Genomic DNA, 12876 nt, shown 5'->3' with positions numbered 1-12876 from the left:
CGATCCAAGATTATTTACAAAACAGGAACGTCTCGCGACCTGTTTCCGAAACGATCCCCACTCGTACCCCTCGGTCCGCGTTCATGCCCGCGCCCGCGACCGTTACCGAATTCCTCGACTGCACCCGCAAGAGCGGGTTGGTCCCGGAAGACCGTTTGAACGCGGAACTCGACCGGCTACGGCTGGAAGAGGGGACGCCGCAGACCATCGACGGCATGACGACCGCCCTCCTCAAGGCGGGCCTACTCACCCGGTTCCAGTCGAAGCAACTCAAGCTCGGCCGGTACAAGCGGTTCATGGTGGCCGGCAAGTACAAGCTGCTCGAACTCATCGGCGTCGGCGGCATGGGGGCCGTGTACCTCTGCGAACACGTCTTCATGAAGCGGGTGGTCGCGGTGAAGGTACTCCCGCTCGAAAAGCTCAGCGACCCGTCGAACCTCGAGCGGTTCTACCGCGAAGCCCGCGCCGTCGCCGCCCTCGACCACCCGAACATCGTGCGGGCGCACGACATCGACAAGGCGGACAACCTGCACTTCCTCGTCATGGAGTACGTGGACGGGGCGAGCGTGCAGGAGATCGTCGTCCGGTTCGGGCAGGTCGATCCGATCCGCGCCGCCCACTACGTCGCCCAGTCGGCCGTCGGGCTGCACCACGCGAACGAGCTGAGCATGGTCCACCGGGACATCAAGCCGGGGAACCTGCTGCTCGACCGGTCCGGGGTCGTCAAGATTCTCGACATGGGGCTGGCCCGGTTCTTCAACGACAAGAACGACAACCTGACGGCGAAGTACGACGACAAGTGCGTCCTCGGCACGGCCGACTACCTGGCCCCGGAGCAGGCGCTGTCCAACGTCGTGGACATCCGGGCGGACATCTACGCCCTCGGCGGCACGTTCTACTTCATGCTCACCGGGCAGTCGCCGGTGCCGGAGGGGACGATCGCCCAGAAGCTCGTGTTCCACCAGACGAGCCAGCCGAAGCCGGTGACCGAGTTCCGGTCCGACGTGCCGGCCGGCATCCTGGAAGTCCTCGACAAGATGCTGGCGAAGAACCCGAACGACCGCTACCAGACCCCGATGGAGGTGGCGGAGGCGCTCGCCCCGTGGACGGAGGACGAACTCCCGCCGCCGCCGGACCACGAGATGCCGGACCTCTGCCCGGCCGTGCTGGCGCTCATGGGCCACGCGGACCGCATCCGGGCCTCGACGATGGCGACCCGGGCGGTCGCGGCCGGGTATCGGAACCTCGGCGGCGGCAGCTCGTCCCGGTACTCGACGACCGGGAACGGCACGTCGGTCTCGAACAGCCAGCAGGTCCGGATCGACGAGCCGGCCGGCGAGGCCCAGGTCCCGACCGGCCGCAAGGTGAAGACGACGCCGATCCGGACCAGCCCGCTCCGGGAAACGAAGGAGAGCGTGGAACTGATCGTTAACCCGGACGACGCGCAGCTCATCGCGGACTCGTCCCCGCGGATGGAGGCCACGCCCCGGGCGGTCGGGTCGGCCAACGGCCGCCTGGCCGTGGTCGCGTTGGGGTTCGCGCTGTTCGCCACGCTGGTCGCCATCGCGGTGGCCCTGTCGCGCTAATCCGCCGTAACAACCCGGATATTTTTGACCCCCGTTCGACCTTTCCCGTCGTCGTTGACGGACCGCGTAAACTATACTTAGCCAAATCCGCCCGACTCGTGCGGCCCGTATTCGCGATTGATGAGACGACTCGCCACCGGAGTGACGTGGATGCCAGCACCGGCCACTGTCGCTGAACTGATCGACCTGATCAAGAAGAGTGGCGTCATCGACGAGGCCAAGCTGGACGCCTACCTCGGCAAGCAGGCCGAGTCCGGCCCCCTCCCGACCGACCCGGCCAAGTGCGCCGGCAAGCTCGTCCGCGACGCCGTCCTGACCTACTTCCAGGCCGAACAACTCCTGCAAGGGAAGTGGAAGCGCTTCACGATCGGCAAGTACAAGGTTCTGGAGAAGCTGGGCGTCGGCGGCATGGGGCAGGTGTTCCTCTGCGAGCACAAGCTCATGCGACGGCGGGTGGCCGTGAAGGTCCTCCCGGCCGCGAAGGGCCAGGACGACGCCTCCCGCGAGCGGTTCTATCAGGAGGCCCGCGCCGTCGCGGCCCTCGACCACCCGAACATCGTCCGCGCCTACGACATCGACCACGACGAGGGGCTGCACTTCCTCGTCATGGAGTTCGTGGACGGCGTCAACCTGCAGGACCTGGTGAAGCGGGCCGGCCCGCTCGACCCGGTCCGGGCGTGCCACTACGTCTACGGCGCGGCCGTCGGCCTCCAGTACGCCAGCGACACCGGCATCGTCCACCGCGACATCAAGCCGGGGAACATCCTCATCGACCGCACCGGGGTGGTGAAAATCCTCGACATGGGCTTGGCCCGGTTCTTCAACGACGAGGACACGTCGCTGACGAAGAAGTACGACGAGAACGTCCTCGGCACGGCCGACTACCTCGCCCCGGAGCAGGCCGTCGATAGCCACAACGTCACCATCCGGGCCGACCTGTACTCGCTCGGCGGGACGTTCTACTACCTGCTGACCGGGCACGCCCCGTTCCCGGAAGGGTCGGTCGCCCAGAAGCTGCTCTGGCACCAGACCCGCGACCCGAAGTCGGTCTCGCAGGTCCGGCCGGATGTTCCCGCCGAGATCGTGGCGGTCGTCGAAAGGTTGATGAAGAAGGACCCGAACGAGCGGTTCCAGACGCCGAACGAGGTGCTCGCGGCCCTGCAGGAGTTCGTCCAGGTTCCGATCCCGCCGCCGACGGAGAAGGAACTGCCGCTGCTCTCCCCGGCGGCCGGCGGCCCGGCGGCGAGCGCCCGGAACGCGAGCGGCATCCTGATCGCCGGGGGCACGTCCACGACGCAATCGACGTTCGAGCTGCGGTCCCCTTACGCGACGGTGTCCGTTCCGGGCGGCTCGACGCACGAGAAGCAGGCCGTCCAGACGATGCCGGGGCCGCAGGGGTCCCCGGCCGCCACGGCTGAGGTGCAGGTCGGCGTGTGGGCGAGCCTCGACCACGACACCGCCCCCCGCGAGGCCCCGGAAACGGCGCTGACCAAGAAGACGGAGAGCCTGAAGGGGTTGCAGGTTCCGAAGAAGGCCGCGAACCGCCGCAAGCTCTACCTCGCGGCCGGGATCGCCGCGGCCGTCCTCGCCGTCGGCGGGATCGGGTACGCCGTCGTGCAGGCGCTCGCCCCGGCCCCCGCCCCGCCGCCCCCGCCGCCGGCCCTCGACTTCGCCCGCGTTTACGTGACGAAGGGGAAGGGGCCGGACAACGCGGCCACGTTCCCGAGCGTCCGGGAGGCGGCCGACGCCATCGCCAAGCGGGCCGAGTTCGACCCGGCCGCGCGGAAGGCCGCGCCGACCATCGTTCTCCTCGACGAGCAACACCAGGAATACCCGTTCCACATCCCGCGGATCGAGCGGCTGAAGGACTTGACCATCACGGCCGAGAACCCGGCGAAGCCGGTCGTGTGGAAGACGCAACCCGGCGCGAACGTGAAGCGACTGCTCGAAATCCGCGGGGCGAACGCCCTGACGATCAAGGGCGTCTTGTTCGACGTGGAGGGCGGGCTGGACTACGGCCTCGTCCTCGCCGGGCAACTCGCCGGGGTGCGGCTGGAGGACGTGACCGTCCGCGGGGCGAAGAAGGCGGCCGTGCGGTTCGAGAACGCGGCCGGGGAGCCGGGCAAGCCGTGCGTGCTGAACCGCGTGCGGCTGGTCGCGCCGGCCGACGCGGAGGCGGCCGTGCAACTGTCCGCCCCGGACAAGCTGGTCGGCGCGGCGTCGAACCTGAACGCCTTCGTGTCGATGACGAACTGCCGCCTCGAAGGCCCTGGGGCCGGGGCTGCCGTCGCCATCGACGCGCCGCTCCGCGATTTCGAGTTCGTGCAGAACCGGGTTTACAACTTTACGAACGGCGTCGGTGTGCTTCAGACGCCCGGTCCGAACGCGCCGTTCAAGGCGGTCGTGGAGCACAACACGTTCCATACGCTCGCGGGGTCGGCGTTCTTTTCCGGCGAGGCCGACCTGCCCGCGAAGGCGGACGTGAGGCTGACGCGGAACTACTTCGCCAAGACGAAGGCCGCGGCGACGGTGAAGAACCTGCCGGCCGTGCCGAACTTCAAGTCGCCGGAGAACGCCCGCGATTCGGCGAGTGGCGACGGGAACCTGGCTGAGAAACCGGTGGTCGTAGAGAAGGGCGAACTGCTCGGCACCGACCCGGACGACGACGCCAAGTTCCTGCGGTATCCCAAGTCCTCGCCGCTGGCGGCGGTCGGGCCGAACAAGGTCGCCGTCGGCGCGACGGCCGAGTAGGGCGGGTCAAGGCTTTGCGCCGACCCGCCGGGGTTGCCGGGTGCGACGGCGGGTCGGCGCAAAGCCTTGACCCGTCCTACAAGATTCACCGAATCTTGCTGTGCCCCGCGACGGTGATCGCGAACCCCAGGTCCGCCTTCCCGCCCTCCGCGTTCACCGCCCGCGTGTAGTTCAGCGTCCACACACCGCCGCCGCGGTCCGCCAGTTTCGTCTCCTTCCCCGGTTCCGCGTTCGGGTAGAGCAGCATCACGCCGGGGTGTTCGCCGCCGGTAGCCGCGAAGCTCATCTTGTAGAGCGCCTTCGGTTCCAACTCGTCCGGCCTCGTGTCCTTGTCCGCCGGCACGAGCAGCGCGAACTCCGTGTGCGGGGCGGAGTCCTTGTGGTCGCCGTTGTCCGGCTGGAACGCGAGCCGAAGCGTGTACACCCCGGCCGCGATCTCCTGCTTGCGGTAGTCGATGAACGGGTTCGCGAAGCGGACGACGCCGAGAACGCTCGTCTCCGTCAGCTCGCGGTACGTCAGGCCGTTCTTCACCTGCTCGGCCGTCGCCTTGCCGGGAACCTCGCGGCCGAACCAGAACTCGGCGACGGTCGCGCCGGCGGCGTCCTGCACGATCTCCGCCTCCTTCGGCAACAGCGGGCGAATCGCCTCGCCGACCTCGGCGGGCGGCTCGGCCTCCGTCCGCTTGAGCGTGAACTTCTCCGCCGCCGCCGCGACGGAAGCGGACAGGACGAACAGACCGAAGACCATCGTGGCTTTCACGCTTCCCCCTCGTCGAGCCGGAACTGGGTTCGGAACTCGGACTCGCGGAGCGTCCGCAGGGCGTTCGACGGCATCGTGCAATTCCGCAGATCGACGACGCACCCGGTCCGCAGGTGCGGCCACACGGACAGTTCGTCCGCGGCCAGCCGGTGGATCGTGTTGCCGGACACGTTGAGGCGGCGCAACCGGCCGAGGTACGGCGACTCCAGCATTTCGACCGCCCACTCCGAGCCGATCTCGCCGAGGCCGTTTCGCGACACGTCCAGGACTTCGATGTGGCTGACGTTCTCCGACCGCACGAGCGACCCGAACCCGCTGTCGCCGACGTTCTGCCCGGCCAGGTTCAGAACGCGGAGGCGGGTCAGGGTCGGCGACCGGGCGAACGCGGCCGCGCCGACGCCGTGGACGCGGTAGTCGTACTCGATGCCGTCGGACCGGAGCACGAGTTCGCGGAGGCCGCGGAGGCCGGTCGCGGCCGCCAGGTGGGCGAACCCCTCGTCGCCCACCGGGTTGCCGGACAGGTCGAGGTGGTCGAGCTTCGGCCAACTGTCGGCAAGCGACGCCAGAGTGGCGACGTGCTCGGCCCACAGGCGGGCGTTAAGGACCGTCAGCGACCGCAACTCCGCGAAGAGGTTCGGCCGGAACAGGTCGCGGAGCCGGCCGCCGATGGAGTCGGTGCGGAACTTGAGCTTCCGCAGCCGCGGCAGCCACGGCACGGCCGCGAGCGGGGTCGTGTAGTATTCCGCCGCCGTCAGCCATAGGTCCGTCACCGGCGCGTCGCGGCCGATGCGGTCGGCGTGGCGGAGGAAGTCGGCGGCGGAGATTTTCATTTCCTCGACGAACCCGCGGTGGAACGTCTGTACGCCCGGCAGGTTCGGCAGCTTCCACCGCTCGCCGTGGACCTGCTGCAACTCCACGCCCCGTCCTTCGAGGGAAGCCTTCACCTCCGGGGAATGCTCCTGGCGGGCGAGGTCGATTTGCAGCCGGATGAACTCCGCGCGAACGCCGTCGCCGTTCTCCTCAAGCCAGTCGGCGAAGACCAGCCGGGGCACGTCGTCGTCCGGGTCCGCGACGATGGCCGCCAGGAATTTGTCCGCGTCCGTCATGGGGTTAGCTTACAACCGATTGGCCGAACCGTTCCACGAGCCGCTCCCACGTCCCGCCGCGGACGATGGCCAGCAGCCGCTGCCACCCGCCGGCGTCGAACCGGTTGCCGCGGGAGAGTTCGAGCCGGGTCAACCCGCCGAGGTACGGCGACCGGACGAGCGCGGCGACGGCGGCGTTGTCGAGGTCGTTGTTGTAGAGGAGCAGCGTTCGCAGGCGTTCGCACCCCGGTTGTTGAACCAAGCGTTCAAGCCCTTCCGAGGAAATCACCGGCTGGCAGCGATACTGCCCACCCTGAAGAATTTCCGCGGATACCGGTATCGCCCGGCCGGTTGGAAAGATGAAGAACTGTTGCCCGGTGAGGTCGAGTTCCGCCACTCGCTCGAAACAGGGCAGCTCGAAGATCGTCGCGACTTGTTCGGCCGTGGCGAGCAGCCCGTCGCGAACACGAAGCCGCGTCGCGCCGAACCACTCCGGCCGGCTGATCGCCGCTGTCTGCCGCAACTCGGCCGGGTGCGATAGCTCGTTGGCGAGGAACGAGACTTCCTCGGCGAACCGGAACCCGCGGTTCGGGAAGGCCGACGTGACGGCGGGGAGGTCGATCGCGTTCACGGCCCGGATCAGTTCCGCCTGCCGCTGGTACGTCTCCGGCGACGGCCGGTCGCCGGGTTCCCGCCTTGCGAGTTCGCACTGCACCCGTATCAGCCCGGCGTGGCTCGCGAACCCGTGCTCCTCCAGCCAGTCGGCGTAGACCAGCCGCGGCGTGTCGTCGTCCGGCGCGTCGAAGATCGCCCGCAGGAACGCCTCGCGTTCTTCCAACATGCCGCCTCCTACGACACCACGTCTTCGCCGAACCGCCCGATCAGTTCCTGCCAGACGCGGCCGCGGAACGTGTTCCCCTCGGCGATGGTCAGGCGCTTCAGCCGGTCCAAGTGCGGCGACCGGGCGAGGAACCGCAGGGCGTCGTTGCCGAGGTTGTTGTTCGTGAGGTCGAGGAGCGTCAGCCGCCGCGAGCCGCGGTGCTTCGCCAGCGCTTCCACACCGGCCGTCGTGATGATCGGCACGATACGTTCCTCGAAAACGGGGTACTCCGTCACGCTGCCGGTGTCGTCGGTGACGGTCCCGGTCACGGGGACGAGTTCGCCGGGCATGTGCAATTCGACAACCTTCTGGAACGCGAGCGTGTTGAAGGCCGTGTCGAACGGTGTCGCGTCGATGACGCGGTGGCCGCCGCCGCGCACGAACAGCGTGTCGCTGCCAAACCACCAGGGGCAACGGATCGACCGCTGACGGACGGTGAGGTGATCGGACAACTCGGCTACCGTCAGCGGAATCAAGCCGTACCGCGGCTCGTCGATCGGCCACCGGACAACGCGCGCCAACTCTTTGACGATTTCGGGATGGTGCGCCTGGAAGCGTTCGCTCTCCTCGTGTAGCGCGACCCGTTGGTGCAGACCCACTGGCCAACGAAACCACTCGACGGAAAGCCGGATCGCCTGCGCCGCGATTTCCTGGCCGTGTTCCTCCAGCCAGTCGGCGTACACCAGCCGCGGCGTGTCGTCGTCCGGCGCGTCGAAGATCGCCCGCAGGAACGCCTCTTGCTCCTCCAGCATGGGTCACCCCAGGGCGGTGGTTTCGTCGAACCCGAACATGAGGTTGAAGTTCTGCACGGCCACGCCGCTCGCCCCGCGGACGAGGTTGTCCTCCGCGGCCAGCACCAGCACGCGGCCGCGGACCACTTTCACGCACAGGTCGAGGTAGTTCGTGTGGGCCGTGTCCTTCGTCGCCGGCGGCGTCTCGCGGATGCGGACGAACGGCTTGCCCCGGTAGTACTCGCGGAACAGCTTGACCAGCCGCCCCTCGTCCAGCGGCAGCGTCGGCGTCGCGTAGATCGTGCTGAGGATGCCGCGGTCCATCGGCATCAGGTGCGGCGTGAAGATGACCTGTACTTCGCCGTCCCCGACGATGGACAGGGCCTGCTCGATCTCCGGCGTGTGGCGGTGCGTGCCGACGCCGTAGGCGGTCACGCTCTCGTTGCACTCCGGGAAGTGGAAGCTCAGCTTCGGCGTGCGGCCGCCGCCGGACACGCCGGACTTGCTGTCGATGATGATGGTGTCCCGCTCGATCAGGTTCGCGCGGACGAGCGGCGCGAGGCCGAGGATCGCCGTCTGCGGGTAGCAGCCGGGGTTCGCCACGAGCGTCGCCCGCTTGATCGCGTCGCCGAACAGCTCCGGCAGGCCGTAGACGGCCTGTTCGAGGTTGGCCGTGTCATGGTGCGGCTCCTTGTACCACTGCTCGTACACGGCCGGGTCCGCAAGGCGGTAGTCGGCGCTCAGGTCGATGACGCGGATGCCCTGCTCCAGCACCCGCGGCACGGCCTCCATACTCGCCCCGTGCGGCAGACAGCCGAACACGCACGCGACGCCCTTCGCCTTCAGCGCGGCCGGGTCGAAGTTCTCCATCGGCAGGTCGAACCGGTTCAGCAGGACCGGGTGTTCGGCCGACACCGGCTTCCCCGCCTCCTGCCGCGACGTGACGGCCACGACCTCCGCGCCGGGGTGCCGCAGTAGAATCTTCAGCAACTCGACGGCCGTGTACCCCGACCCGCCGAGGATGGCGCACTTCACCTTGTTCATCGGTCACCGTTCGTTTTTTCGCGTGTCCAGCTTACTATACACGCACGATGCCAGACGAACCGCTGACCATCACCGCCGCCGCGCCACTCATCCGCACGGGCGAACTCACGCCGTCGGAGTTGCTGGAGCAGTGCCTGCGGCGGATCGACGTGTACGAGCCGCACGTCAAGGCGTGGGTCTACCTCGACCGCGAGCGCGCCCGCCGGGACGCGGCCCGGCTGACGGACGAGGTGAAGGCGAACTACCGCGGCCCGCTGCACGGCATCCCGATCGGCGTGAAGGACATCATCGACGTGTTCGACATGCCGACCGGCTGCGGGTCGAAGCTGTGGGCGAACAGCTACGCCCGCCGCGACGCGACGGTCGTGGAGCGGCTGCGGGCGGCCGGGGCGGTGATCCTGGGGAAGACGGTGACAACGCCGTATGCGTTCACCGACCCGCCGGTGACGCGGAACCCGTGGAACCTCGACCGCACGCCCGGCGGCAGCAGTTCCGGCAGTGCCGCGGCCGTCGCGTGCGGGATGTGCCTCGCGGCCCTCGGCACGCAAACCGGCGGCAGCCTGACGCGGCCGGCGAGTTACTGCGGCGTTTGTTGTTTGAAGCCGACGCACGGCCGGGTGAGCGTGGACGGCGTCCTGCCGCTCGCGCCGAGTCTCGATCACGTCGGCGTGATGGCGAATTGCGTCCGGGACTTGGCGCTACTGTTTGAAGCGGTCTCCGGGACGGACGGGGAACACGGCTTTGCGAAAGCGGTCCCGTCGGCGTCGTGGCGGATCGACCGGCTGCTGTCGGAACCAAGACGGGAGCGCCCGCCTCGTTTTGTCCGACTCCGCGGCTTGTTCACCGAGATAGCCGAACCCGAGGTAACGGCGGCCGTCGATCAATTGGCTTATGACATCCGCTCCCTCGCCTCGGCTCAAGGCCACGTCGAGATCGCCGTGCCGCCCGTCGGCTTTATCGAACTCCCACGCCATCACAAGACGATCATGGCGGTCGAGGCCGCCCACTACCACGGGACACGGCTTCGGGCACGACCGGACGAATACCCGCCGCGGATTCGCGAACTAATCGAGTTCGGCCTCTGCCTGAGCGCCGTCGAGTACCGGGACGCACGCGCCCATCGCGACACGGTGGAAATCGAAATAGACGGACCAGCGGTTTGGAGCGGCTTCTACCTCACGCCGGCCACAGTGGGCCCTGCGCCCGATGCATCGACGACCGGCGATCCGGCGTTTAACCTGCCGTGGAGTTTCCTCGGGTTGCCGACCGTGTCCCTGCCGATCAGGCGGTTGGCGGACGGGTCCCAATTTTCCGTGCAGTTGGCCGGGAGTAGCGAACAAGAAGGTTACCTCTTGGAAGCGGGGGCTTGGCTCGAACAGGTAGTCGGTCGTCACCTGCAACTCCCGCCGCGGCCGGGAGAGTGACAAGCAGGAAAATGTATACAAATGGTCATTATACGAAACAGGTCAATTCCAGGTGTCAGGCCGCCAAGAGGTATGTGTCTGAAGTTGGCGACCTTGGCGGCCTCTGGGATCGAACCGCCAAACTGGCAGTCGAGGTCGGCATGAGTTCGTTCGCGGAGCTGCTCGACATCCTGCACGAGGACAACCACTGCATCGGCCTCAACAAGCCGAGCGGGTGGCCGACCACGCACTTCGACGGGACCGACGAGACGGTCGATCGGCTCGTCAAGAGCTACCTCAAGGAGAAGTACGACAAGCCCGGCAACGTGTTCCTCGGCGTCGTTCACCGGCTCGACAAGGCGACCAGCGGGGCGCTGCTGTTCGCCCGCACCAGCAAGGCCGCGGCCCGGCTCAGCGAGCAGTTCCGCGAGGGGACGGTCGAGAAGGTCTACTGGGCCGTCGTCGAGGCCGGGAAGGCGGGGTGGGCGAAGGACAGCGGGTCGCTCGACGACTTCCTGCTGCACGACGACTTCGACAAGCGGGTGAAGATCGTGGACGCCGACACGCCGGGGGCGAAGCCGGCGCGGTTGCTGTACACCGTCCGCAACCGGCACGCGGGCCTCGTGTGGCTGGAGTTGCGGCCGCACACCGGGCGGAAGCACCAGCTGCGGGTGCAGCTCGCCAAGCGCGGCACGCCGATCTACGGCGACGCGAAGTACGGCTCCATCCAGCGGCTCGGCGACAGCATCGGGCTGCACGCCCGGTCGCTGACGTTCTTGCACCCGACGACGCACAACCCGACGACGATCACCGCCGAGGTCCCGAAGGTGTGGCGCGGCCGGTTCGCGAAGCTCCTCAACGGGTGACGCATGACGACCGACGAGAAGCTGGCCGCGATCCTGGCGGCCGTGCAGACCGACCCCGGCAACCGCGGCCTCGCCCGCGTGCCGGGGAACAACCTGTTCACGGCGACGGCCGGCGACTTCGAGGCGGCATGCCACGCCCTTGCCAACTCGAAGAGGTTAAACGTGTCGATCAAGACGGGATTCTTCATCCCAAGTAGTGACCCACCTTGCTTTGAGACTGACGGGCCTCTCGGGGCGTTGTTCCTGCAAAGGGCCATCGATCACATCGGTGGATTGACAAGGGTCGAGGCAGAATCGGCAGTCTGGCAGGCCATTTCTTCCGCTTATCGCCGAGTCGATACCCGCGAGTTCGATGAACTATGCCGATGGTCGCCGTACTTTCAAATTTGGGTGGAACGCGGAGGCCCGGCAATTGATGGCAAGTGCTACACCATGCGAGGGCGTGACATCACAGAGCACATGGAACTTGAATACAGTCGCGTCCAACCGCCGCCTGCCCGAACAAATTTAAAAGAGGCTTACAGAGAATATATCGCGAAGGGCGTCTCCCCGGAAAGCCTTCAACAAAAATACAACCTGAATGAGCACGATTTCGGCTGCGATATCGGCATCGGTGACGGGGGTAACGAAGTCGGCATGGGAAGAATCCCGCATGATACAGTGGTGGCCAACATCCCGAATGGGGATCAGATACACTGTCGTGAAACTACGGACCACTTGATCGTTGCTGGGGTAAGCAATTGGGGAGCGTACGCACTAGCTGCCGGGTTGTTTGTGCTCCTGGGAGATCGAACCGTACCGGAGAATCTCTTCGACCCGGACTGCGAGAAAACGCTGTTGGAACAAATGGTCCGCGAGGGGCCGCTCGTGGATGGCGTGACCGGGAAGCAGACCGCCACCGTGGACGGGCTGTCGTGGGACGAGTACGTCAAGCCGCTCATCCGCATCCGGGAGATTCTCGCATCATGACGCTCGCGACCGGGGCCGCCGTCCGCGCGGCCTGCCGAGACGGGAAACTCAACGGGCCTACGCCGGGCCTCGCGCCGGGGTTCGTGCAGGCGAACCTTGTGCTGCTGCCGAAGGACTGGGCGTTCGACTTCCTCCTGTTCTGCCAGCGGAACCCGAAGCCGTGCCCGCTGCTGGACGTGACCGAACCCGGCGACCCGGAGCCGCGGTGCGTCGCGGCGGGGGCCGACCTCCGCACCGACCTGCCCGCGTACCGCATCTGGAAGGACGGCCAGCTGGTCGCCGAGCCGACGGACATCCGCGACCACTGGCGCGGCGACCTCGTCGGGTTCGTCATCGGCTGCTCGTTCACGTTCGAGAACGCGCTGCTGGAAGCGAACGTCCCGGTGCGGCACATCGAGCAGGGCGTGAACGTGCCGATGTACCGGACGAACATCCCGTGCCAGCCGGCGGGGCGGTTCAACGGGCCGACGGTCGTGAGCATGAGGCCGCTCAAGCCGGAGCGGGCGATCACGGCCACGAACATCTGTGCGCGTCTGCCGCTCGCGCACGGCGCGCCGATCCATTTCGGCGACCCGGCGGCCATCGGCATCCGCGACATCGCGAAGCCGGACTTCGGCGACGCGGTCGAGATTCGGCCCGGTGAGGTCCCCGTCTTCTGGGCATGCGGCGTGACGCCGCAGGCGGCGGTGATGGCGGCGAAGCCGCCGTTCGCAATCACGCACAAGCCGGGACACATGTTCCTGACCGACCTGCGGGACCACGAGTTGGAGCGGGTGTAAGTGCCTGACTTCCGAAGTCCGG

11 protein-coding genes are annotated in these 12876 nt (G+C 67.5%); 6 read left to right on the top strand and 5 right to left on the bottom strand.

What is annotated here, in order from left to right; all coding sequences use genetic code 11:
• Positions 1 to 83: 83 nt before the first annotated feature.
• Both AC5JJ2_RS12895 and AC5JJ2_RS12890 read left to right on the top strand, forming a co-directional pair.
• Positions 84 to 1586 (top strand): serine/threonine-protein kinase, encoded by a 1503-nt coding sequence (locus AC5JJ2_RS12895; RefSeq protein ID WP_495858401.1) that lies wholly within the window; start codon positions 84 to 86, stop codon positions 1584 to 1586.
• Positions 1587 to 1736: 150 nt separating this feature from the next.
• Positions 1737 to 4337, top strand: coding sequence for a serine/threonine-protein kinase (locus tag AC5JJ2_RS12890; protein WP_495858400.1), 2601 nt, complete (start codon positions 1737 to 1739; stop codon positions 4335 to 4337).
• Positions 4338 to 4422: 85 nt separating this feature from the next.
• Here AC5JJ2_RS12890 and AC5JJ2_RS12885 read toward each other — a convergent pair whose 3' ends face one another.
• Genes AC5JJ2_RS12885 through argC form a run of 5 tightly spaced genes read right to left on the bottom strand, consistent with a single transcriptional unit; the run spans position 4423 to position 8837 of the window.
• On the bottom strand, positions 4423 to 5097 hold the full coding sequence (locus AC5JJ2_RS12885) for a hypothetical protein (RefSeq protein WP_495858399.1): 675 nt from the start codon (positions 5095 to 5097) through the stop codon (positions 4423 to 4425).
• Positions 5094 to 6203 carry a TIGR02996 domain-containing protein gene (locus tag AC5JJ2_RS12880; RefSeq protein WP_495858398.1) on the bottom strand — a complete coding sequence of 370 codons (1110 nt, stop codon included), beginning with the start codon at positions 6201 to 6203 and terminating at the stop codon, positions 5094 to 5096. The genes AC5JJ2_RS12885 and AC5JJ2_RS12880 overlap by 4 nt, the downstream gene beginning before the upstream one ends.
• 4 nt (positions 6204 to 6207) lie before the next feature.
• Positions 6208 to 7023 carry a TIGR02996 domain-containing protein gene (locus tag AC5JJ2_RS12875; protein WP_495858397.1) on the bottom strand — a complete coding sequence of 272 codons (816 nt, stop codon included), beginning with the start codon at positions 7021 to 7023 and terminating at the stop codon, positions 6208 to 6210.
• An 8-nt stretch (positions 7024 to 7031) separates the two neighbouring features.
• A complete protein-coding gene (locus AC5JJ2_RS12870; protein ID WP_495858396.1) occupies positions 7032 to 7814 on the bottom strand; it encodes a TIGR02996 domain-containing protein in 783 nt (260 codons plus the stop codon).
• A 3-nt stretch (positions 7815 to 7817) separates the two neighbouring features.
• A complete protein-coding gene (gene argC, locus AC5JJ2_RS12865) occupies positions 7818 to 8837 on the bottom strand; it encodes an N-acetyl-gamma-glutamyl-phosphate reductase (protein ID WP_495858395.1) in 1020 nt (339 codons plus the stop codon).
• A 47-nt stretch (positions 8838 to 8884) separates the two neighbouring features.
• Between argC and AC5JJ2_RS12860 the strand changes: the two genes are divergently transcribed.
• The 4 genes from AC5JJ2_RS12860 to AC5JJ2_RS12845 all read left to right on the top strand — a co-directional run bounded on the left by AC5JJ2_RS12860 (position 8885) and on the right by AC5JJ2_RS12845 (position 12854).
• The gene (locus AC5JJ2_RS12860) at positions 8885 to 10261 is read left to right on the top strand and encodes an amidase (RefSeq protein WP_495858394.1); all 1377 of its coding nucleotides are present in this window, start codon (positions 8885 to 8887) and stop codon (positions 10259 to 10261) included.
• Positions 10262 to 10401: 140 nt separating this feature from the next.
• Positions 10402 to 11106 carry an RluA family pseudouridine synthase gene (locus AC5JJ2_RS12855; protein WP_495858393.1) on the top strand — a complete coding sequence of 235 codons (705 nt, stop codon included), beginning with the start codon at positions 10402 to 10404 and terminating at the stop codon, positions 11104 to 11106.
• 3 nt (positions 11107 to 11109) lie between these two features.
• The gene (locus tag AC5JJ2_RS12850; protein ID WP_495858392.1) at positions 11110 to 12075 is read left to right on the top strand and encodes a glutamate cyclase domain-containing protein; all 966 of its coding nucleotides are present in this window, start codon (positions 11110 to 11112) and stop codon (positions 12073 to 12075) included.
• On the top strand, positions 12072 to 12854 hold the full coding sequence (locus AC5JJ2_RS12845) for a putative hydro-lyase (RefSeq protein WP_495858391.1): 783 nt from the start codon (positions 12072 to 12074) through the stop codon (positions 12852 to 12854). The genes AC5JJ2_RS12850 and AC5JJ2_RS12845 overlap by 4 nt, the downstream gene beginning before the upstream one ends.
• The last annotated feature ends 22 nt before the right edge of the window (positions 12855 to 12876 follow it).

This window comes from Limnoglobus sp., from assembly GCF_059499385.1.
Note: the sequence above shows the minus strand (reverse complement) of the source record. Positions and strands in the feature narration are given on the sequence as shown.

Excerpts from the sequence above, each read along its gene's own strand:
- AC5JJ2_RS12880 (WP_495858398.1), bottom strand. The coding sequence starts at position 6,203 with ATGACGGACGCGGACAAATTCCTGGCGGCCATCGTCGCGGACCCGGAC.
- AC5JJ2_RS12860 (WP_495858394.1), top strand. The coding sequence starts at position 8,885 with ATGCCAGACGAACCGCTGACCATCACCGCCGCCGCGCCACTCATCCGC.
- AC5JJ2_RS12870 (WP_495858396.1), bottom strand. The coding sequence starts at position 7,814 with ATGCTGGAGGAGCAAGAGGCGTTCCTGCGGGCGATCTTCGACGCGCCG.
- AC5JJ2_RS12845 (WP_495858391.1), top strand. The coding sequence starts at position 12,072 with ATGACGCTCGCGACCGGGGCCGCCGTCCGCGCGGCCTGCCGAGACGGG.
- AC5JJ2_RS12895 (WP_495858401.1), top strand. The coding sequence starts at position 84 with ATGCCCGCGCCCGCGACCGTTACCGAATTCCTCGACTGCACCCGCAAG.
- AC5JJ2_RS12855 (WP_495858393.1), top strand. The coding sequence starts at position 10,402 with ATGAGTTCGTTCGCGGAGCTGCTCGACATCCTGCACGAGGACAACCAC.
- AC5JJ2_RS12890 (WP_495858400.1), top strand. The coding sequence starts at position 1,737 with ATGCCAGCACCGGCCACTGTCGCTGAACTGATCGACCTGATCAAGAAG.
- argC (WP_495858395.1), bottom strand. The coding sequence starts at position 8,837 with ATGAACAAGGTGAAGTGCGCCATCCTCGGCGGGTCGGGGTACACGGCC.
- AC5JJ2_RS12875 (WP_495858397.1), bottom strand. The coding sequence starts at position 7,023 with ATGTTGGAAGAACGCGAGGCGTTCCTGCGGGCGATCTTCGACGCGCCG.
- AC5JJ2_RS12850 (WP_495858392.1), top strand. The coding sequence starts at position 11,110 with ATGACGACCGACGAGAAGCTGGCCGCGATCCTGGCGGCCGTGCAGACC.